At 61.8% G+C, this 21018-nt stretch carries 21 protein-coding genes and 1 pseudogene; 9 read left to right on the top strand and 13 right to left on the bottom strand.

The genetic code is table 11. The annotated features are described in order from the left end of the window. Positions 1-5: 5 nt before the first annotated feature. Positions 6-971, bottom strand: a complete 966-nt coding sequence (locus DNK49_RS12335; RefSeq protein ID WP_110524935.1) for a toll/interleukin-1 receptor domain-containing protein — start codon at positions 969-971, stop codon at positions 6-8. A gap of 269 nt (positions 972-1240) precedes the next feature. Between DNK49_RS12335 and DNK49_RS12340 the strand changes: the two genes are divergently transcribed. Beyond that, positions 1241-1846, top strand: a complete 606-nt coding sequence (locus DNK49_RS12340) for a glutathione S-transferase family protein (RefSeq protein WP_243632341.1) — start codon at positions 1241-1243, stop codon at positions 1844-1846. 24 nt (positions 1847-1870) lie between these two features. Here the strand turns inward: DNK49_RS12340 and DNK49_RS12345 are convergent, their stop codons facing one another. Beyond that, a complete protein-coding gene (locus DNK49_RS12345) occupies positions 1871-2596 on the bottom strand; it encodes a phosphoribosyltransferase (protein WP_110525007.1) in 726 nt (241 codons plus the stop codon). 196 nt (positions 2597-2792) lie between these two features. On the opposite strand from DNK49_RS12345, the gene dsrO reads away from it, so the two are divergent. The 3 genes from dsrO to DNK49_RS12360 are packed head-to-tail and all read left to right on the top strand — an operon-like array spanning position 2793 to position 7784. Next, positions 2793-3545 carry a sulfate reduction electron transfer complex DsrMKJOP subunit DsrO gene (gene dsrO / locus DNK49_RS12350; protein ID WP_110524939.1) on the top strand — a complete coding sequence of 251 codons (753 nt, stop codon included), beginning with the start codon at positions 2793-2795 and terminating at the stop codon, positions 3543-3545. An 18-nt stretch (positions 3546-3563) separates the two neighbouring features. Continuing rightward, positions 3564-4661 (top strand): NrfD/PsrC family molybdoenzyme membrane anchor subunit, encoded by a 1098-nt coding sequence (gene nrfD / locus DNK49_RS12355; RefSeq protein WP_110524940.1) that lies wholly within the window; start codon positions 3564-3566, stop codon positions 4659-4661. A 24-nt stretch (positions 4662-4685) separates the two neighbouring features. Then, positions 4686-7784 (top strand): molybdopterin dinucleotide binding domain-containing protein, encoded by a 3099-nt coding sequence (locus tag DNK49_RS12360; protein WP_110524942.1) that lies wholly within the window; start codon positions 4686-4688, stop codon positions 7782-7784. Here the strand turns inward: DNK49_RS12360 and DNK49_RS12365 are convergent, their stop codons facing one another. From DNK49_RS12365 to asd, 3 genes are read right to left on the bottom strand one after another with little or no spacing between them, the layout of a single operon-like run. Beyond that, complete coding sequence (locus tag DNK49_RS12365; protein WP_110524944.1) at positions 7785-8423, bottom strand: response regulator transcription factor; 639 nt, start codon at positions 8421-8423, stop codon at positions 7785-7787. Further along, positions 8416-10224 carry a sensor histidine kinase gene (locus tag DNK49_RS12370; RefSeq protein ID WP_243632342.1) on the bottom strand — a complete coding sequence of 603 codons (1809 nt, stop codon included), beginning with the start codon at positions 10222-10224 and terminating at the stop codon, positions 8416-8418. Before DNK49_RS12370 ends, DNK49_RS12365 begins: the two co-directional genes overlap by 8 nt. A gap of 31 nt (positions 10225-10255) precedes the next feature. Next, complete coding sequence (asd, locus tag DNK49_RS12375) at positions 10256-11308, bottom strand: archaetidylserine decarboxylase (RefSeq protein WP_110524946.1); 1053 nt, start codon at positions 11306-11308, stop codon at positions 10256-10258. Between the two features lie 35 nt (positions 11309-11343). Here asd and DNK49_RS12380 point away from each other — a divergent pair, with 35 nt between their 5' ends. After that, entirely contained in the window at positions 11344-13002 is a 1659-nt protein-coding gene (locus tag DNK49_RS12380) for an aminotransferase class III-fold pyridoxal phosphate-dependent enzyme (RefSeq protein WP_110524948.1), read from the top strand. Between the two features lie 113 nt (positions 13003-13115). On the opposite strand, the gene DNK49_RS12385 is transcribed toward DNK49_RS12380, so the two are convergent. Continuing rightward, positions 13116-13730: a hypothetical protein gene (locus DNK49_RS12385; protein ID WP_110524950.1), complete on the bottom strand. Its 615-nt coding sequence runs from the start codon at positions 13728-13730 to the stop codon at positions 13116-13118. 170 nt (positions 13731-13900) lie between these two features. Between DNK49_RS12385 and DNK49_RS12390 the strand changes: the two genes are divergently transcribed. Beyond that, a complete protein-coding gene (locus DNK49_RS12390; RefSeq protein ID WP_110524952.1) occupies positions 13901-14917 on the top strand; it encodes a nucleoid-associated protein in 1017 nt (338 codons plus the stop codon). 50 nt (positions 14918-14967) lie between these two features. Here DNK49_RS12390 and DNK49_RS12395 read toward each other — a convergent pair whose 3' ends face one another. Then, entirely contained in the window at positions 14968-15531 is a 564-nt protein-coding gene (locus DNK49_RS12395) for a YXWGXW repeat-containing protein (protein WP_110524954.1), read from the bottom strand. Between the two features lie 316 nt (positions 15532-15847). Here DNK49_RS12395 and DNK49_RS12400 point away from each other — a divergent pair, with 316 nt between their 5' ends. Beyond that, positions 15848-16042, top strand: a complete 195-nt coding sequence (locus DNK49_RS12400) for a type II toxin-antitoxin system VapB family antitoxin (protein WP_110524957.1) — start codon at positions 15848-15850, stop codon at positions 16040-16042. Beyond that, positions 16039-16440 (top strand): type II toxin-antitoxin system VapC family toxin, encoded by a 402-nt coding sequence (vapC, locus tag DNK49_RS12405; RefSeq protein WP_110524959.1) that lies wholly within the window; start codon positions 16039-16041, stop codon positions 16438-16440. The genes DNK49_RS12400 and vapC overlap by 4 nt, the downstream gene beginning before the upstream one ends. Positions 16441-16658: 218 nt before the next feature. On the opposite strand, the gene DNK49_RS12410 is transcribed toward vapC, so the two are convergent. The 6 genes from DNK49_RS12410 to DNK49_RS12435 all read right to left on the bottom strand — a co-directional run bounded on the left by DNK49_RS12410 (position 16659) and on the right by DNK49_RS12435 (position 20532). Next, entirely contained in the window at positions 16659-17357 is a 699-nt protein-coding gene (locus tag DNK49_RS12410; RefSeq protein WP_110524961.1) for a class I SAM-dependent methyltransferase, read from the bottom strand. Positions 17358-17575: 218 nt separating this feature from the next. Further along, positions 17576-18190, bottom strand: coding sequence for a LysE family translocator (locus tag DNK49_RS12415; RefSeq protein ID WP_110524963.1), 615 nt, complete (start codon positions 18188-18190; stop codon positions 17576-17578). 79 nt (positions 18191-18269) lie between these two features. Continuing rightward, positions 18270-18656: a tautomerase family protein gene (locus DNK49_RS12420; RefSeq protein ID WP_110524965.1), complete on the bottom strand. Its 387-nt coding sequence runs from the start codon at positions 18654-18656 to the stop codon at positions 18270-18272. A gap of 470 nt (positions 18657-19126) precedes the next feature. Then, a complete protein-coding gene (locus DNK49_RS25150; RefSeq protein WP_110524967.1) occupies positions 19127-19717 on the bottom strand; it encodes a histidine phosphatase family protein in 591 nt (196 codons plus the stop codon). A 34-nt stretch (positions 19718-19751) separates the two neighbouring features. Further along, positions 19752-20348 (bottom strand): DUF2867 domain-containing protein, encoded by a 597-nt coding sequence (locus DNK49_RS12430; protein ID WP_243632343.1) that lies wholly within the window; start codon positions 20346-20348, stop codon positions 19752-19754. Further along, positions 20326-20532, bottom strand: a complete 207-nt coding sequence (locus DNK49_RS12435) for a hypothetical protein (protein ID WP_110524970.1) — start codon at positions 20530-20532, stop codon at positions 20326-20328. Before DNK49_RS12435 ends, DNK49_RS12430 begins: the two co-directional genes overlap by 23 nt. A gap of 188 nt (positions 20533-20720) precedes the next feature. Here DNK49_RS12435 and DNK49_RS12440 point away from each other — a divergent pair. Then, positions 20721-21018 (top strand): annotated as a pseudogene (locus tag DNK49_RS12440) (IS1634 family transposase); the annotation flags it as partial.

A 21018-nucleotide genomic window follows, 5' to 3' on the forward strand; every position in this document is an offset into this window, starting at 1 on the left:
CCTTCCTACTGACGCAGCAACACCGCTGCGTGGCGCTGCCCGTTGGCCGGATCGACGACGGTGACATCGATGCGCGAACCGTCAGTCGACACCACGAAAGCCGACTGCAGCAGATAGCCGTTGAGCGTATGACTGCCCTGACCGTGATAACCCTCGAGGCGCGCAGACCCCACTACGTAGCCCTCTGGCCCTGCGCCCTGAAAGTACAGCTGGTTACCTTGCTGCACTAGTTCGAACCGCCCGCCCTGGGTGTCATGCCACATACCACTCAACATGGGAAGGCCGGCGGAGGGAGCGGTGGTCTCGCCTGAAGTCTGGGGTGGGGGATAGTAGGCATCCGGCGCAGCGGGGGTGGGGACGAATGGATCGGGATCGAACACGCCTTCCTCATCGGCCAGAATGGCGGCCAGCACCAGAATGCCGATGGTGGCCCCGATCCACCATCTGCGACGCGTGGGGGCCGCGCCCGGTTCGGGTTTCGGCATCGGGGGCGGGGCGGGTTCGGGCAGTCCGGTCAGCTTGCGCAGGGTGTTGACCAGCTGACCTACGTCGTAATCCCAGCGCTTGTCCGACAACTCCACCGCGTTGCGCCGTGCCAGTTCGGCCAGGTCGGCGGGCAGTTGCTCGGGGGCTGGCATCTGTGCGCCTTCGACCAGTACCGGGATCACGCGTACATCCTTTCGCCGCAGTGCGGTGGCGATTTCCAGCCGGGTGTAGTCGTCGGCCAGGTCAAGTCGTCTGTGCCCTTCTTCGTCGCTGATCGAGAGCCAGCGCGGACCGATGACGGCCAACAGGACTGCGCATGATTTCAGCGCCCGGTCGATGGCGTCGACGAAATCCGCACCCGGTTCGATCGTTTCCACATCCCGAAAGATGGCTGCGCCAGCGAGATGATCGCGCAGATGGTCGCTCAGCCGGCCTGCCGCGCTCTGGCTGTCCTGGCGTCTATAGCTGACGAAAACACCCTGCATCGCCGTCTCCCTGGTGCCGTGTGCATTTTCTGCTGCTCAATGATCAAGATAGTTGCTTTTGCGGCGGGCTGCGAGTCCCGCTGTACCGGCAGACTGCGGCCCGCTGTCGGGTGTATGACATTAAATGCGCGCTTGTCTCGAAAGGCGCTGCCGGATCAGGCTGCTTGGGCGGGTGTGCCGCGTCCTGCGGGGACAAGCGATGCGGCATGGGACTTGCACATTGCATGTCTCCATCTGTCGAATGAGGTTGTCACGCCATGCAGTTCCACATGACCCCCGGCTCCTGTACCACCGGTATCCACATCCTGCTCGAGGAGCTCGAACTGGTGTTCGAGGTGCATCTGGTGAACCTGCTGGCTGGCGATCAGGACTCGCCGGCCTACCGCAGGATCAACCCCAAAGGCACGATTCCCACCCTGGTGCGCGACGACGGCCGGCCCTTGACCAGCTTTCAGTCCATCGCCTGGTGGCTGGGGCGCACGTGGCCGCGGCGTGGCCTGCTGCCGGACGATATCGATGCACAGGCACGGGTGCTGGAGGTGATGGATTACGCCGTCAATACCCTGCACGGTCAGGGGTTTGCCAGGATATTCACGACCGAGAAGTTTGCAGTCGACCCGGCCCAGCACGAGGCGGTGAAGGCGCGTGGCCGGGAGATCATCGATGAGGGTTTCCGCATCATGGACATGCAGCTCGCCGGCCAGGAGTACGCGATCGGCACGTTCTCGATTGCCGATGCGGCGCTGTTCTATGTCGAGTTCTGGGCGGATCGCAGCGGCATCGCATTACCGCCCAACTGCGAGGCGCACTACCGTCGCATGCTGGGGCGGCGCGCGGTGCGGCAGGTGCTGGCGGAAGAGGGGTATCGGGTGTAACGGTGCCCCCTGCCACGCAGCCTCCTAGTCGTCCGCCTGCTTGGGGTCTTCGATCCAGCCATCGTCAACGGCTCGCAGCAGCGGGCTGTCGAACACCCCGATCAGCCGCGCGGCGCGTTCGGGTCCCAGCCGGGCTTCCCAGCGTTGGCTCTGGCGCATCACCACACCACAGGCGAGCACTTCGGCGCCCAGCGACTCCATCAGGCCCCAGGGCGCACTCAGCGTGCTGCCGGTACTGACCGTATCGTCCACCAGGACCACCCGCTTGCCGCGCACCAGCGGCAACAGATTGGGGTCGAGATAGACATGCTTGCCCGGGCGTGGCGAGGTCAGCGACTGGACCGGGCTGGACAGCGCTTCGTCGTACCAGAACTTGCGCGAGTAACCGAGCGGTACATAACGGCTGTGACCCAGGTGACGGGCGACGATGGGGGCAAAGGTCAGCCCCAGGGTCGGCAGACCAATGACGACTTCTGGCTGCAGCGGTGCCAGCTTGTCGGCAAGCATGCAGCCCAGGGTCTCGGCAACGTCGAAAGCGGCGTGGTTGCAGATCAAGGAGGCGACCGCGCGCCCCGGGGCGTTGGCCATCTGCCGGATCGGCAGCATCAGTACGCGCCCGTCGGGCAGACGGGCAGGGTAGCCGTGGCGCCAGGGGGCCTCGAGCTTGCCCGCCTGGTCCGCATTCAGGATGTGCTGCCAGTACCCGGTGGTAAGTTCGGTGAAATGTGGGGTGGAAACGTTGTCAGACACGATGATGACCGGGTTCGAAGGAGTGGCAGCGATTCTAGCCCGCACGCCGCTGTCTCGGGCGATTCCGTGTTCGGACAGCGCGCCCGGGTAGAGGGAATAGGTAAAACCATCTATCCCGATCGGTCATGACCCCGATTCCGGAAGGGGTATCGGCGCCCTAGAGTGCACCTGCGTTTCCGCAATCCGGAGTCCGATCATGAAATCCGATGTCAGCCCCTCTGCCGTGCAGCCTCGTTCTGCGTCGCGCCGGGCCTTCCTGCGCAACATTCCGGTCGTCACCGCAGCGGCAGCAAGCCCTTTCCCCACGATGGCCGCAGCGCGCGGCAAACACCAGTGGGCCATGCTGATCGATGTGCGCAAGTGCATCGGCTGCCAGGCATGTACCGTATCCTGCATCCAGGAAAATGCGGTGCCCGAGGGCAGCTTCCGTACCGTGGTGTCCACCTACAGCGTGAAGCTGACCGACGCCGCACAGCCGGCGGGCACCTACATGTTGCCGCGCTTGTGCAACCACTGCGACAACCCGCCCTGCATTCCAGTCTGTCCGGTCGCCGCGACCTTCAAGCGTGACGACGGCATCGTCGTGGTCGATGGCGATCGCTGTGTCGGCTGCGCCTACTGTGTGCAGGCCTGTCCGTACGATGCCCGCTTCATCAATCACGATACCAACAAGGCGGACAAGTGCACCTTCTGTGCGCATCGGGTCGATGCCGGCCTGTTGCCCGCCTGTGTCGAGACCTGTGTCGGTGGGGCGCGCATCTTCGGTGACATCAACGATGCCGAGGGCGAACTGGCGCGCCGGCTGAAAGCGGCACAACCGCAACTGAAGGTGCTCAAGCCAGAACTCGATACCGCGCCGCGGGTGTTCTACATCGGCCTGGACGAGCGCTTTGCCGGCAAGGTCGAAGGGCAGGGCACGCTGTGGAAGCCCCGCGCCCATCACGGCTGAACGAAGCAGGAGATCATCATGAATGCCAATGTGGTCGAAACCATCAATGTCGCCCGCGAGGTCGCCTGGCTGCCGTGGGCGGTTCAATACTTCTTCCTGATCGGGCTGTCCTATGGGGCCTATCTGCTGTCCTTGCCGGGCGTGGTGTTCCGGCGCCCCGGCTGGGAGGGCATCTCGCGGCTGGCGCTTGTCGGGGCCTTGGTGTGCGGCATTGCCGCGCCGGTCGCCTTGCTCGCCGATCTGCATCAACCTGGCCGGTTCTGGCACTTCTATGCCTACTTCACCCCGACCTCATGGATGTCCTGGGGGGCCTTCTTCATCCCGGTCTATCTGGGGGGACTGGTGTTGTACGCGTGGCTCGCCTTCCGCCCCGAACTGGCACGCCACGGCGCTGCGGGCGGCAAGCTGGCTGGGGTGGCCCGGATGCTGGCCTACGGTGGCCACGACAGCCGCGGCGCGTTGCGGGTGGCGGCGCTGGTGGCCTTTGTCGGCGCGGCCCTGGTGGCGCTGTATACCGGCGCCGAGCTTGCGGTGGTCAAGGCGCGTCCGTTGTGGAACACCCCCTTGCTACCGTTGCAGTTCTTTGTGACCGCCTTCGCCGGTGCGGTCGGTCTGGTGCTGGTGTTCAACCGGTTGAGTGTGAGGGACGCTGTGGCGACCCGTCGTCTCGCCGACGTGCTGGCAATCACCCAGTTGATTGCACTGGTGCTGGGGGCGGTATGGCTGGTGCTGGGACTGACCGGCGTCTCGCCGACGCATGCCCGGGCCCTGGCGGAAGTGGGGCCGTCGGCCAACTGGCAGCTGGCCGCGGTGTGGGCTGTTTCGGCCACGGTGGCAACCCTGCTGCTGGCATGGAAATGGCCAGGATCTGGCCTGCTGATCGGCCTGCTGGCCCTGCATTCGGCGTGGATGATGCGCTGGAGCATCTTCATCGGCGGGCAGGAGGTGCCCAAGACCGGGGCGGGCTATTACAGCTACTCGCTGCCGCTCGGGCCGGAGGGCCTGCTCGGCATCATTGGCACTGCCGGCCTGTGCATCTTCCTTTACGTCCTCATCACCACGGTGTTGCCGCTCGATCGGCTGGCCTCCACCGGCACCCCCAAGGCAGGCGCTTGAGCGCCCCCGACCAAGGAGCAGATCATGAAAATCGAACGTCGTGAAATTCTTGCCGCAGGCGGTCTGGCTGCTTTTGCGGCAGGCTTCTCGCAGACCCTGGGCCGAATGGTCGATGGCTTTGTCGCAGCGGAGGAACCCAGGATTGCCGAAGGCCGGCACATTCATGGCCGCTCGGCAGCGCCGGAGTACACCGTCGATCCGGTGAGCGGTGAATTCACCCCAAACCCGAACCAGCAGGTCAGCTACACCGCCTGTCTGGGCTGCACGACGCTGTGTGGTGTGCGGGTTCGGGTGGACAAGACGACTGGCAACATCATCCGCGTCGGTGGCAACCCCTACAGCCCCTTGTCGACCGACCCCCATCTGCCGATGAAGACCTCGGTGAAGGAGAGCCTGATCGCCATGTCGCGTTTTCAGGACAAGGGCCTGGCCGGACGCTCGACAGCCTGTGGCCGCGGCAATGCCGCCATGGACCAGATGAACTCGCCATTTCGCGTGCTGACGCCGCTCAAGCGGGTGGGCCCGCGCAACGGTGGACAGTGGCAACCGATTCCGTTCGAGCAACTGGTCAAGGAGCTCGTCGAGGGGGGCGATCTGTTCGGCGAGGGGCATGTAGACGGACTGGCCGCCTTGCGCGACCTGAACACGCCGATCGATGCCCAGGCGCCGGAGCTGGGCCCGAGGGTCAATCAGGTCGCGGTATTGAGCAGCGTCAATGATGGACGCGAGGCTTTCAGCCGCCGCTTCTGGAACAAGGCCTATGGCACCCTGAACCACGTCGGTCACGGTTCGTATTGCGGTGGCGCCTATCGATCCGGGTCGGGGGCCTTGTTCGGCGACCTCAAGGGCATGCCACATGCCAAGCCGGATCTCGAGAATGCCGAGTTCGTGCTGTTCATCGGGACGGCACCAGGCAATGCCGGCAATCCGTTCAAGATCACCGGCGCCAAACTTGCCAAAGGCCGGGCGACAGGCACGCTGGACTATGTCGTGGTCGATCCGGTGCTGAACAACTCGCACAATCTCGCCAGCGCAGAGCATGGCCGGTGGGTGCCGATCCGTCCGGGTACCGATGGTGCCCTGGTGATGGGCATGATGCGCTGGATGTTCGAGCACGACCGGGTCAATACGGCTTATCTGGCTTATCCCAATCAGAAGGCGGCCGAGGCAGGTGGCGAACCCTCGCATACCAACGCAAGCTGGCTGGTGATCGCCCAGGAGGGGCACCCGCGCCAGGGGCGCTTCCTACGCGGCTCGGACGTCGGCATGGCGATTGCCGATGCGGATCGTTACAAGGATGCCGACCCTTATCTGGTGATCGGGCCTGATGGTCAGCCGGTTTCTGCCGAGTCGGTGACGGAGGCGGTCGCGCTGCAGGCGAACGGCTTGCAGGTACTGATCGCAGATAAGGCTGTGCTGCTGAAAACGGCATTTGAGCTCCTGCGCGATTCCGCCTTGGCATACGAACTGCCTGAATATTCAGATGTATGTGGCATTCCGGTAGAGGTGATCTCCGGTCTGGCAGATGAGTTCACCCGGCATGGCCGCAAGGCGAGCGCGGTGGCGCATGGTGGCATGATGGCGGGAAACGGCTTTTACAATGCCTACGCGGTCGTCACCCTGAACGCGCTGATCGGCAACCTGAACTGGAAGGGCGGCTTCGTCATCAATGGCGGTGGCTTTCGCGATGCTGGCGCCGGGCCGCGCTACGATCTGGATGGCTTTCCGGGGCAGATCAAGCCGTCCGGCACGCCGCTTGGGCGCAATGTGCCCTACGAGCGCTCGGCCGAGTTTGCCCGCCGCAAGGCCGAGGGCAAGCCTTACCCCGCACGTGACGCCTGGTTTCCCAACGCTCCGGGATTGGGAACGGAGTGGTTTACCGGCGCTTTGCGTGGCTACCCTTATGGTCTGAAGGCCCTGATCCTGTGGAGTTGCAATCCGCTGTACGGCATCACCGGAATCCGGCCGTTGATCGAGAAGGAACTGGCCGATCCGAAGAAGCTGCCGCTGATTGTCTCGGTCGATCCACTGATCAACGAGAGCAATGCCTTTGCCGATTACATTGTGCCTGACTCGCTGATGTACGAAAGCTGGGGCTGGGCCGCGCCCTGGAATGGTGTGCCCACCAAGGCCGGCACGGCACGCTGGCCGGTGGTCGAGCCCAAGGCGCAAAAAGCCGCCGATGGTCAGCCGGTGGGAATGGAAACCTTCTACATCGCGTTGGCAAAGGCGATGAATCTGCCCGGATTCGGGCCCGAGGGGCTGGCGGACATGGACGGCAAGCGCCTGCCGCTGGAGCGGCCGGAGGATTGGTACCTGCGCGGCGGTGCCAATATCGCCTTTGCCGGCAAGGCGCCGGTGGGCGATGCAAGCGACGAGGATCTGACCCTATCCGGGGTCGATCGCCTGCGCCCGGCGCTGGAGGCAACACTCAAGCCCGATGAGTGGCGCAAGGTGGCTTTCGTACTGACCCGTGGCGGACGCTATCAGCCAGTGGGCGAGGCGCAGGACGCCGATCATCCCGAGTGGCAGACACATCGCTTCAGCAAGCCTCTGTGGCTATGGAACGATACCGTCGGCACCAGCCGCAACACCCTGACCGGGAAGCGATTCGCCGGCTGCGCGGGCTGGCAGCCACCGGCTTTCTTTGACGGCACGCCCATGCGCAAGGTGTATACCGAAGACGAATGGCCGTTGCAGTTGGTCAGCTACAAGTCAGCCCTGCAAAACTCCTACAGCATCGCGACTCGGATCACCGGTTTGCACCCGGACAACCCGGTGGTCGTGCATCCCGCGGACGCTGCCGGGCTGGGGCTCCGGACCGGTGATGAAGCGCGCATCCAGACCCCTGGCGGCACGGCGCGGTGTACCGTGATCGTGCATGAAGGGGTGACCCGCGGGGTGATGGCGGTGGAGCATGGCTACGGTCATCGCGAACTGGGGGCGCGCGCGCATCGAATCGGCGGGCAGTCCCAGCCCGACCGGCCCGACTTGCGTGCCGGCATCAATCTCAACGATCTCGGGCTGGCCGATCCAACCCGGGGCGGTGAAGCGGTATGGGTGGACGCGGTGTCTGGCACGTCGGTGCGCCAGGGCTTGCCGGCGCGACTGCTGCGGGCCTGATCACCCTTCGTCCAGGGCCTTGGGATCCGCACGCAGCATCAGACGGGCAAGTTCTGCTGCGCTGCTGATCCCGGCTTTTTCCATGACATGCTGACGGTGGATGTGGACCGTCTTCTCGCTGATCTCCAGCTCGCGAGCGACTACCTTGTTGGGATGCCCCAGCGCGACCAGACGGGCCACCTCGTGCTCCCGGGGCGACAGTTTGTCGAGTGTTGCGCGCGCACTGGCACGCTGGGCCGCTTCGGTACGCTCGGCCGAACCGCGGCGTACCGCAGCCGATACCGCATCCAGCATGGCCTGGTCCTTGAAGGGCTTTTCCAGGAAGTCGCTGGCCCCCAGCTTCATCGCCTGCACGGCAAGTTCGATGTCGCCATGTCCGGTCATGAACACGATCGGGACCGACCAGCCGCGGCTGCGCAGCGTCTGCTGCAGTTCCAGGCCGCTCATCGATGGCATGCGGATGTCGAGTACCAGGCAGCCAAGATCGGGCGGAAGCTCGGGGCAGGCGACAAGAAAGTCATCGGCACTGGCATGAGTGGCAACCCGCCAGCCGACGGAATCGAGCAGGAAGGCGAGCGAGCGACGGAAGGCGGTATCGTCATCGACCACATGGATGACGATGGAGGCGGTGTCAGGCATGGTCTGGAAGGGTCAGGGTAAAGATCATGCCGGGGCCGGTTTCGGGCGGCGTCGCAGTCAGGCGCCCGCCATGAGCCTCGGCGATCGTCTTGCAGATCGATAGACCCAGGCCAAGGCCGTCCGGCTTGGTGGTGAAAAAAGGTTCGAACAGGTGGCGGCGCGCTGCTTCATCGAGGCCGGGTCCATTGTCCCTTACCCAAAGGCAGATACCGTCGGCGACGGCTGTCATGCCAAGCTGAAGCGCACGGCGCTCGGCGGGCTGGTCGCGGCTGGCATCGTAAGCATTCTTGAGCAGGTTCAGCAGCACTTGCTGGATTTGCAGCGGATCTGCCTCGACGGTGCGATCCTCGGCCAGGTGGTCGATCAGTTCCACCCGTGGCGCCTGCGCCAGCATGCCGCGAAACAGCGCGATCGCTTCGGCAGCCACCTGAGCGGGCCGGAAGCGTTCGCGCTTTGCCGTGCGTTTGCGCGCAAAAGCGCGGATGCGGCTCAGGATGGCCGCAGCACGTTCGGCCTCGCAGGTAATCTCGTGCGTGGCCTGGCGGACGGCATCGTCGTCGAGGCGGCCATTGTCCACCCTGCGGGACAGGCTTGCAGCGTAGTTGCCGATGGTGGCAAGCGGCTGGTTGAGTTCGTGGGCGAGCGTGCCGGAGAGTTCGCCCAGCATCGACAGTCGGGAGAGGTGGTCGGCCTGCTCCTGGGCCGCACGGATGCCGGCTTCGAGCGTTTCGCGCTCGGCCAGGGCGGCACGTAGCGCGGCGGTGCGCTTGTGCACCAGGTGTTCGACATGAACGGTGTACAGCGCACCGCTGGCCATCAGCGCAAGCACACCCAGCAGCCAGGGCCAGTAGCGCTCGGCCAGGTCTGTCAGGGTGGGTTCGCGCAGGTAGGTGTAGGGCCCGATTTCCAGCGTGCGGAACAACTCATGAACCGACTGATAGTCGGCCGGAACAGACCAGCCCGGCCCTGTGCCTTCGGTTGCCGACAACAACGCGATGGCCACTTCGCGCGCCAGTGCCGGTGATGTGTGACGCAGTGCGGCCATGGGCCAGTCGGGGTAGAGGCGGGTGGACGTCGTGCAGGGAAAGGCCGATGGGGTTTGCGGAGACAGCACGCGAAAATTGGCGCTACGCGAGCCCATGCTTTCGAGCAGGCAGGCTCGAACCACGCCAGCGTCGACGTCTGCGCGCTCGACGGCATCGAGCACGCCATCCATTGGCAGGCCGACGCTGCGCAAGGCACTCAGGTCGCGGTCGGGGTCGATCCCACGACTGGACAACTCGCCCCACACGATCTGAAACCCGCCAAACCCCTCGCGTCCGACAATGGCGAGGCTTTTCCCGCGCAGATCTTCCAGCGACTGGAGGTCGGTCCGGTCACGTCGTACCACCACCGCTGAGCCGATGGCCTGGTCAGGTGACACCGTGCTGGATCCGGCTAGGGTCAGGATGCGGCTGATGCCGAACTCCGCCTCGAGTTCGACGTAGTGACCAGGGTTGGTGATGACGAAATCAACCCGGCGGTCTGCAACCGCGCTGCGCAGTCCGTCGTGATCGAGCTTGAGCAACTCGAAACGGCGATCTGCTCGGGATCGGGATAGCCGGTCGAGCATGGGGGACCACTCGCTGACGGTCGTTTCCGCGCCGCGGAAGGCCAGTACGCCGATGCGCACCGTTTCTGCTGAATCATCCATGCCTGCGTGAGCGGGCAGGCAGGCGAGGAGGGCGAGTCCGACAAGGCGTCCGAGCCAGGCCGCGCGTCGGTGCTTGCGCCACGAGGTATGCGCGACCTTTGCCGGCATGAACCGGTGCCTCGGCCAGTGCGGATGGTTTTCAGGAAGGAAAGCCGCGATCAGGCGGAAGGGGCGTCGAAACACGAGACGGAGGGGTTGTCTGGCAGGATGTTGATCGGGCTCGCATGAGTGGCAGGGATTCTAGCCTGTACGTCGACGTCGGGGGCGATGCCGGGCCGGCCATCCGGAGGGTGCCGTTCCCTGGCAGGCTGTCGCCAAGGCGTCGACGCATGACCACCTCACCCGCGCGCAGCCGATGTCCGGCCAGCATGTGCGGGTGAAGTTCGAAGCCGGCCGGCACCAGCATGATGATGGTGGAGCCGTGTTCGAACCAGCCCATTTCCTGCCCACGCGCCACCTCGTGGTTGCAGTCGAGCGCGTGTGGACCGCGGTAGCCCGCATGCAGGGTCAGGTCCAGCGCATGCAGACGCAGGCTGGCCACCAGCACCGCTGCCACGGGCACCAGCAAGATCTGCGTATCGTCACGCTGCAGCCGCATGCGGATTGCGGCGCGCTCGTTGCGGCAGAACAAACGGTCGACCCGCGCCAGCGCCGGCGGATTGACGTTCCAGGTATCGCCGGGAAAGTACTGGACGTGTTCGATACGGGCGTCGTCCGGCGCGTGAAAGCGGTGATACATCGACGCGGTGATGCGTAGCGTCAGGTAACGCCCACCCCGGTAGCGGTCGCCGATGTCGGGTGTGCCGGTCAGCTCGGACAAGGGATAGGGCATGCCCTTGGCCTGCAGCACGAGGTCGCCGGTGATCTCGCCACAGGCGCCGACGATGGCGTCACAAGGGCTGCACAGGGTGTCCGGATCCGGGTTGAAGGGGCGGGCACCGGGCCGCAGCTCACGGATGAAGCAGTCGTGCAGGCTGCGGAACTGCCGGCGCTTCGCCTCGTTCAGGTCCAGATCGCTGCAGGCCTGCCATAGCGCCAGGGCGGGGCGGGCGAACAAGGGGTGCTCGATGCGGCTGATGCGGGCCATCAAGCGGGTAAGCGCACGCCGCGGAATGCGGTTGGTCAGGACGAAGTTCAGGCCGTCGTTACCGAGCACTGCGGCGATCATGCGGCGGACAAGGGTGGGTTTCATTGCGCGGTAATCTCGTTCGGATACATCTGCTGTTCATGAACGAAACCTACTACCTTTATGTTGCGGGCTCTGCAGCGCTGCTCGCGTTGCTGCCGCGCATGCGACAGCGACTGGCGCTGTCGCGTGCCAAGCACCGCTCGCTGGCCGGGCATTCGAAGTTGTCGCGCCGGGTGGCGCGCTTGCTGCCCTATTACGAACTCGAAGGCGAGCGCTTCTTTCGCGCGGACGATGCGCCGGACGATGTTGTCGAGCGTCGAAAGCGCGCCTTCGACACCCTCGCCGCGCTGTATCGCGAGCGCTATCCGAAAGGGCGGGCATTGACCGCCGACGCGGCACCCGCTGTGTCGGACCTGCAGTTCACCTCAAGCTACCGGGTCCCTTTCCCGTTCAGCCGTCAGGTGCGCGAGCACTTGAAGGCGGGGGTGTTTTTCGAGTCGTCGGCCGGCGTGACCGTCACCGATGTCGATGGCAACACCTACTATGACCTGGCCGGCTCCTACGGCGTCAATGTTTTTGGCTACGACTTCTACAAGCGGTGCATGGCCGAGGGCGATGCCCAGGTGGCAGACCTGGGGCCGGTGCTCGGGCAGTACCATCCCTTGCTCGCCGACAATGTGAAACGCCTGTGCGCGATCTCGGGTATGGACGAGGTGTCCTTCCACATGTCGGGCACCGAGGCCGTGATGCAGGCGGTGCGGCTGGCGCGGTATCATACCCGGCGTACCCACCTGGTCCGTTTCTGCGGTGCCTATCACGGCTGGTGGGGCGATGTTCAGCCCGGTGTCGGCAACCCGGTAGCGGCAGAGCACACATACACCTTGCAGGAAATGAGCGATCTTACGCTCGCCGTGTTGCGCAGCCGCAAGGACATCGCCTGCGTGCTGGTCAATCCGCTGCAGGCGCTGCATCCCAATGCCAGTGCGCCCGGCGACTCTTCCCTGGTCGATGGGGGGCGTCGTGCGCACTTCGATCGCCAGGCTTACACGGCCTGGCTGCAGCAACTGCGACAGGTGTGCAGCGAGCGTGGCATCGTGCTGATCTTCGATGAGGTGTTTCTAGGCTTCCGGCTGGCAATGGGCGGCGCTCAGGAATACTTTGGCGTCGGTGCCGACATGGTCACTTATGGCAAGACGCTGGGCGGTGGCTACCCGGTGGGTGTGGTGTGTGGGCGCCGCGAGCTGATGAAGCGTTTCCGCGACGACCGCCCGGCCGACATCTGTTTTGCCCGCGGCACCTTCAACTCGCATCCGCGGGTGATGGCGGCAATGAATGTGTTTCTGCGTGCGATCGAGGGTGAAGCGGTGCAGGCGATCTACCGCGAGGCCGACGCACGGTGGAACGCCCGCGCCACACAACTGAATGCGCGCCTGGCGGCGGCACACTTGCCGGTGCGGGTGGTGAATCTGCATTCGGTCTGGACGGTGGTGTATGAGGTGCCGTCGCGCTACAACTGGATGCTGCAGTACTACCTGCGGGCGGAGGGGCTGTTGCTGAGCTGGGTAGGCACGGGGCGCTTCATCTTCAGCCTGGACTACAGCGAGCAGGACTTTGCCGAAGTCGCCGACCGCTTCATCCGCGCGGCCCAGGCGATGGAGCGTGCAGGCTGGTGGTGGACGCCGCCGCTGGCCAGCAACAAAGGCATCAAGCGGCGCATTCTGGCGGAGATGGTGCAGGCCTGGCGCAAGGCGCGCTGATCGGGACGGAAGGCAGGTTTGCGAATCGATGCCCGGGTCGTGGGCGGATAGACAAAAAACGAAAAAACGGGCGCCTTGTCTGGCGCCCGTTACAACATCAAGGGGCAGATCGTTCAGGCGCCAACGTGATGTCGCGCATGCATCGGGTCGATGCGCTCGCCACGCAGAAGCTGGATCGGGGCGCGGTGATACAGCTTCACATCGTGGAAAGGGTCGGTCAGGATCTTCGTCATCCATACCAGCCCGGTACGCACATCCTGCAGGTAGAACAGGTGGACGGTGCGGAAGATCAGGCCGCCGACACCAATGGCAATCCAGGCAATTGCCAGGTTGTCGATATAGCCGCGCACGTCCTCATGCGCCTCCACCAGTCCAAACAGCGTGGGCTGAAACCACACGATCAGGGGTGACGCGAACCAGATCGCCATCAGCACCACCTTGCGCCGCAGGTTATAGCCCACCTTGATCTCTTCCTTGTACTCGTGGCTGGCCTGATTGACGTGGTCGTAGCCCTTGGGCTCGAAGAAGAAGTGGCCCGCCTGACGCGTCAGCATCGACACGATCCAGCCCAGCAGGGCCGCGATCACCGGGTTGATGAACAGCATGGCATAGGCGGCCAGAAAGCTGACTGCGCTGATCAGGTGCAGGGACTGATTGATGCGGCAATGGTGATAGTAGCGGTGGTCGTCCCAGCGTTGGGTCTGCAGGGCGGCGAGAAAGTCTTTCATGCGTATCCTCCGGAGTGTGTTGCAAGCCTAGGAAAGTACGGTTACACGCAGACTTCAATTCACCGAAGAATTGGTGACAGCACCGGTGACAGTGCGTTTTCAGCGTTGCCGCACCGGCCGACGGGTGGGCTCGTGAGACAATGTCGCCCCGCAATATTCCGAGCCTTGTCATGACCCCGGTCCAGCACACCATCACCGACGTCGTCGTCCACCGTCTGCTCAAGCAGGAGGGCGCGCCCGCCAGCGTCGAACTGCGGCCGACGGCCTGCGCGGTCAATGACGCGGCCGTGCGTCTGGTCGAGCGGCTGTGCAGCCACTACGCCGACCGCTCCAGCAAGGGCTACGGCCGATTCGAGGACGACGAAGCCACCTATCCCTTGCCCTACATGCTGAAAGCGCACGTGGTCGAGCGCAGCGTCGATTTCGCCACCGTATCGCAGCAGATGATGACGCAGTTGCAGGCCTGCATCGACGAAGAGACCGAAGCCGGTGGTTTCGTGATCATTGCACGCATCACCGAAGGCAAGACCGACACCCTGTGGGTGGCGGTCATGGGCGAGGCGCTGGGGACATCGATCACCGGCACGCTCGACATCATCGATTGCGCGCATCTGGATTTCTCGGCGCTGAAGGCGGCGGGCCGCATTGACCTGAGCGGCTGGCAACGCGGGGACGAGCGCTACATCAGCTTTCTGAAGGGGCGGGGCGATGTCGCACCCTGGTTCAAGCGGTTTCTGGGTTGTACCGACCTGGTGATCGCGGTCAAGGAAACCAAGAAGCTGGTGCTGGCCCTCAACCAGTTCGTCGAGAACGAGCGCCTCGAGCCGGCTGAGCGTGATGCCGTGCTGGAGCGGGCCCACGTCTACCTCGACGAACTGGGCGAAACCGGGGTGCCGGTGGCGTTGGACGAAGTGGCGCGGCAGGTCTGCCCCGAACGTGCGCCACAACTGGACGCGGTGCTGAAGACCGAAGCGGTCAAACTGGCCGACGGCTTTGTGCCGGACCGCCGGGCAATCCGCCCCCTGGTGCGCTTTCGCGCGGCGGGCGAGCAATGGAAGCTGGAGTTTGATCGCAGTGGTCTGCATTCGGGCGCGGTGCATTACGACCGGGCCAGCGACACCCTGGTGCTGTCCGGCCTGCCCGATTACCTGAAGAAGATGCTCGACAGCGACGACCAGGGCGCCTGACCCCCACCGGCCGGGCATTGTCCGGCCGGTGTGTGCCGGCCAGGTGCCGGTCAGCGGCGGCGTTCCTCGTCGTCACGGTCCCGGCTGCGCGGATGTTCGCGTCTGCGTTCGTTGTCGGAGCGTTCAGGGCGCGCCTCGCCACGCGGCGCTGGCGGGGCATCACGGCGTTCCAGCTGTGCGCGGGGCGCTGTGCGATGCTGTTGTAAATCACGATCGGCCTGGCGGTAGGGGCGTGCGTCGCGGTCATTGTCACGCCTGCGGTCCTCACGGCTCTCCCGCCGATCATGCGTACGGTCGTGATGAGGGTCGTACTGGCGTTCGTAAGGGCGTTCGTAAGTGAAGCGGGGAGGCGGATGCCGATGCGCAGGTGGCGCCCAGCGCCCAGTCACCCAGACATTGCGGCTGCCAACCCGGCTCCAGTAACCATCGACCCAGATGTAATTCGGCGCCGGAGGCCGCCCGCGGTACTCGACCCGCGGCGCGGGGGTGATCAGCACCGTGCTGCGTTCGTGATAGTAAGGCTGGTGCGGAGCCACAACACAGCCGGCCAGCAAAAGGGCACAGGCAAGCGGCAGGCCACGCCCGATCCAGCTTTCGAAATTCGTCGTGTTCATCTCCCAACCCTCCGCACCAGGCCGCCGTGTCGCGCAAGTGCGCGCTCACATTGCAGGTGTCAGCGTATGCGCTTGCACGGCGGCGCGCTGTTACCCTTGGTAATAGGCTGTAAGGAGATGATGCGCTGCAAGTTAGTGACGCAGCACGTGTTGTGGAGCGGGCGGAGACAAGGGACGCTTGCGTCCTGATCCAGCCTGTTGGGCCGCATCGTCAGCTTGCGACACCCGGTATGCGCAGCGGTCATGAATCGCAACAGCTTGCAGGCTGGGCATCTTAGGGCTATGGTGTGTATCAATAGTATGAAAGATACACATCGTGCGTACAAACATTGAGATCGACGACAAGTTGATGAGTGACACCCTCCGGCTGACTGGCTTGAAAACCAAGAAAGAAGCCGTGGAGTTGGGCCTGCGTACACTGTTGAGGTTGCGGCAGCAAGAAGAACTTCGGCGTTTCAGGGGCAAGTTGCAATGGGAGGGCGACCTGAATGCAATGAGGACCGACAGGTGATCGTTGTGGATTCCAGCGTGTGGATTGACTTCTTTCGGGGGGCCAACACGCCGCAGGCGGAGCGGCTGGATGCATTGCTCGGCACCGACCCACTGTTCGTTGGCGACCTGATCCTGGCGGAGGTCCTCCAAGGCTTCAGTCGTGAGAAGGACTTCAACCAGGCCAGAAGGCTGCTGATGTCGCTAGACACCATTACCCTGGGTGGCGCGGACATTGCGCTGCATGCGGCCAGAAATTATAGAGTGCTCAGAACGCAAGGCGTGACAATACGCAAAACCATTGACACGATCATCGCCACGCGCTGTATTGAGGACGACCTGTCCTTGTTGTACAGCGATCGGGATTTTGACCCGTTTGTTGAGCATCTCGGTTTGCGTTCTGCGATGGTGGAGAACTGAGCGCCCGGCAACGGTGCAGCGCAACTCGAGTTCCGAGCGGACGGTTTGCGTCGGCACTCGCCGATGATGTCGTGTTTATCGTGCCCTTGCCCGAGTCAGCCCGAGTTCATCATGAATTCGTCTTCCGGCGTTTGTTGCCTCGCAGGCTGGCGAAAACGGGCTCAATGTCAGCCGCGAGCGGTACCAGCGTCGGGTGCATGGCATTGCTACATCGCATTTTATGGAGACCGCTTGGAGAACCAGGCGTGCACAAAACCTGCCTGATAAAACTGAACAGGCGAGTCAAAACCACCGCGCCTGATAATTGCCTTAACATCGTCGGGGGGTAAAATTGAAACGTCTTTGGCCCATGCCGAATGTGTTCTTTCTATCGCATCAACAGGAACGTTGGCAGCGTGCAGCATACTCACCCATACCTTAAGCAATGCTTTATATTCAGGTGAACCCGCTGCTGATGCCAGATCGGCACTCACCAAGATTCCGGCGGGTTTCAGCCTTTTCGAAATGTTCCGAAAAAATTTGGAACGCACTCCATCGTCTAGGATGAACTGAGAAACCATAAAGCAAGTAGCAGCATCATGAAGATCAATATCTGAAATTGACTCCACATAACCCTCATGAAACGTACATCGAGAAATAAAGCCTTCTTTCTCGGCTCTATTACGACACACATCAAGCATTGCACCGGAAGGCTCAACAGCGGTAAACCTCCAATTTGGAAACCTGTTGGCCAAATAGGAAAGCTCCGCGCCCGCACCTAATCCGACACAAAGTATGCGGGCAGTCTGCGGCAACTCCGAAAAAATCCATTCGAGTTGAAAGTAAAGGCCGTCATGGATAGGCGCCAGCTTCCTTTGCTGCTCTTCATAGCCATCAGCCTGTTTGTCAAAAACGGCCTTGAGTTCTTCTTGGTTCATGTAGCGCAAGTTCCTAAACCGTATAACGTTCGACGTGAGAGGTGGCTGGGGGCGCCAGTGTTGGTGTTGGGGGCGCGCGCCTCAGGCCCAGCCGGATCAATTTCATGAGCGAGGCACTGGGGAACGCCGGGAGGGGTGGCTAGGTTATACTATAGGCATAGATTTGGATGTTGAGTTGGGGCTTTTTGTATAGTCTCAACATCTGAATGGATAGGGCGTCACTTCTCGGTGAGTGCGAGATTTGCCCCGAGACCCGCGAAGGTGGTAGCAAAACCTCGCCGAAGCCACGCCTGGACTCGGGGTGACTCAATGACTGCATTGCGAAACACATGAGCGAGGAATCCATAAGCCACGAATACAGCAAATGTCATGGCCATAAACGTGGCGCTCAGAATAAGAAGCTGAAAGAGCGGTTCCGTTGTTCCCGGCTGAACAAATTGTGGGAGAAATGCCAAAAAGAAGATGGTCAGTTTGGGGTTGAGAATATTGAGCAAGAACGCTTTCAGCACGAGACCAATGGCTGTGGTTGTGGAGGCTGTGCCATCGATGGCAAAAGCTGATCTGTCACGCCAAGTTGCAATGGCGATGTAGAACAAGTAGGCGACACCAGCATACTTGAGGGCTTGGAACGCAAGGGCGCTTGTATGCATGATGGCAGCAAGACCAAGAACGGTAGCCAGAAGATGAGGAACGATGCCCGCAGTACACCCCAGTGCAGCAAATATGCTCGCTTTCCGACCTTGGACAAGACCCGTGGATACGGTGAAGACAACCCCCGTGCCAGGAATGAGTACAACAATGAACGAGGTGATCAGGAAGTCAAGGCTGAGCATTAGAGGCATCTCCAGAAGTGCTTTGGTTCGGTGATTGCAACACCGGGGGGCCAGGGCGACCGAGTACTACAGCGCCTCGTCACACATTGACTGAGTATTTGAGGTCACGCGCCTCGTCTCCGGTCATGCCCCGAAATCCCCAACAATGGGCAGGTTGCTCCTTGATTGTCACCTCGACATCTACAGGTGAGATACCTACCACAGACTCGATCTTGTTGAAGAGCGCCTTGATCAGAGCTTTTTGGGTATCTGGAGCACGACCTTGCATCATGTTGATTTCGATCACAGTGTAGGCAGAAGTTCTGCCGCCTGGGTAATAGAAATCCTCTGCGTCCATAGGGATGAAACGATGAGCCCGCTTATCTTCAGGCATGCCAAGAATCGACTGCATGCAGCCATGAATGACTTCGGAGAGTTGAGCCTTGATTGGATTTAAATGTTCTTTGATTCCATATATGACGATCATGATGCCTCCTACAATGTTTGAAGCGTAAATGCAGCGGATTGTCAAGAAGCGAAGTTTTTTGACAGTCTGCTGGATTGGTTTGTTGAACGAAGCCGCTATGCGGAGAGGTCGCCCACTTGCCGCAGAGTTGGATTGTCGACTTCAAGCGGGCGGGCAACGACGACAAGGCGCTGGTCTGTCTTGGCCGCGACCGCTATCGCGGGGTGATCCGCGAGAACGATGTCTAGCAATCCGCCACCCTCAATTGCCGCGACAATGCTCCCGAAGGCTACACCGCACTCCTCCTTGAGGGCATCGTTCTTCTTGGGTTCCAGCGGAAAGGTCTCGTGACGCTACGTTATCCTGCTGTGTGTCATTTGTCATCACCTCTCGTGTGTCTTCTTCGAAGGCGCTCAGCTTAGAAGTAATCGGTGCTATGCGGCTTTATTGCGCAGCGTCCAGCGACCGTAAGGTGCGGGTCGAGCGTCATGCTACGTTGGTCGTATGTGAAAGACGCTGTGCTCCCAGTATTTTCTGGGGGGGCTATCAGCGGATATCCACCCCATGCGCCTGAGATATCCGGCGACGAACCAGTTTAGCGTACCGTGCCCAACGAACAATACAGTGTCGTGAGTTGAAGCCAAACTGGCAAGCAGTTCGGCGCATCTACGTGCTCTTGCCTTGGCCGATTTGAATGATTCTGCATTGGCTGAATATCCGAGCGCCCAGGCAAGTCGAAAGAAAACCAACCATGCTTGTAATGAGAGGGTTGGGAAACGCCACGCCGCGTGAGGTATTTCCATTTCTCGGAACATGTGGGAACAGACTCCTATACGCTCAATTCCAAGAGTTCTTGCAGATTCCAGAGAGCGCGGGAGATTACTGCACACAGTAAAAGTGCATTGGCTGGCTTTTGCAACGGTTTCTCGCGTGGGTGGATACTCGGCATCGATACCTGTAGCGTTGTATTGTTCAACCCAAACGCCAAAATCTGACGCATTCAATCGGCGGCGCGTGTCAATCTTGGGTTTGCCATGCCGCATCAGTACGATTTGCAAAGATGATCTCCTGAAATGTAACATCCACCATCATGCGCTTGGCGCATGCATGGAGCTGTTAGGCCGCATTGCCAATGGCTCGAACCATTGCCTGCACGATGACTCGATGCGCAGGTCGTACTGGAGTCATATATATGCGGCCGAGCCAGTTGTGAACTTTGACTACTGTGGTAACCGTCACAATTTTTTGAGAAGACTGCCGCGATTGACGATGATGTAACGACACGACGACATCAAGGTGTTTGTCACTGTCACCTAGCAAAATCTCGGTTTCCGACTTCGCAATAAGGGTGAATATTCCAACTCGGTCGCCTGGCTTGTACTCGGTTGCAACCTTGGATGAATCGATTTCCGATAAGCCACCAAGGTTCTTGAGGCCCAGCAGAGAAACGAGACGATTGCGCAACTTCATTGCTGAGTCGATCCATGCAGGAGTGGCCTTGGCGACCCGGAGAAACTGACTTAAGGGATCGAGGCTTGGCTCGGCGGCGTTGATAGACCACGCGTCATGGAAGTAGCTTCCCTGCACGAGCTTGTGGATCATACTGTCAACAGGCGCTTCGGTCTCGATTGGCTGATTTTTCATGAGGCGTGAATCACCACGTGTTGAACTTGCGGCCCACCGCTTGAGCTTACCTGCGTCGCGCGGTTTCATCGCGCATCGCCGGTGAGCCGCTGCGTTGGGCCGCGGAGTCTGTGTTCCTGAGAATAGCGATAACGGCGCTGCGATCAATTTGAATCTTGTCTTCGCTTTGCAGTTTCAGGGCAAGTTCGAGTGGCGTAAGCTCGAATCTATTATCCTTCAAGGCCTGATTTGCACCGTTGTCCAGCAGCATCATTATTTCATCTGCAGAGTTGGCTAGTACTCCGGGGTTCGACACTTCCCCCCGATTTTCACCCCTTTTCGGAAAGTGCCTCCAGCACCGGCGCGGGTTTCAAAGCCATGATCGAAAAAGCTCTGTGGTGGCACGTTTGTAACAGTATTGTCCAGACTTGACGGAACTCTATAGGTCGATAAAGTGGCGGCATGCATGTCAAGCTCACCACCTCCGGAGGCCGCCGCTACGTCCAGCGCGTCGAGTCCTATCGCGACGAAGCCGGACAGGTAAAGAAGCGCACCGTCGCCACGCTCGGCCGTGCCGAGCAGGTCGATGGGTCGCTCGATGCGGTCATCAATGGCTTGCTCAAGATCACCGGTCGGGAACCGATGGGCGCCAAGCCGGCGGCGCCAACGGTGTCGTTCGAATCCGCGCGCGCGCTCGGCAATGTGTGGGCGCTGACCGAGCTGTGGAAGTCGCTGGGCTTCTCCGGGCTGCGCCGGGTGT

Origin of the sequence: Parazoarcus communis SWub3 = DSM 12120 (genome assembly GCF_003226565.1) — a bacterium.
Classification (GTDB): Bacteria; Pseudomonadota; Gammaproteobacteria; order Burkholderiales; family Rhodocyclaceae; genus Parazoarcus; species Parazoarcus communis.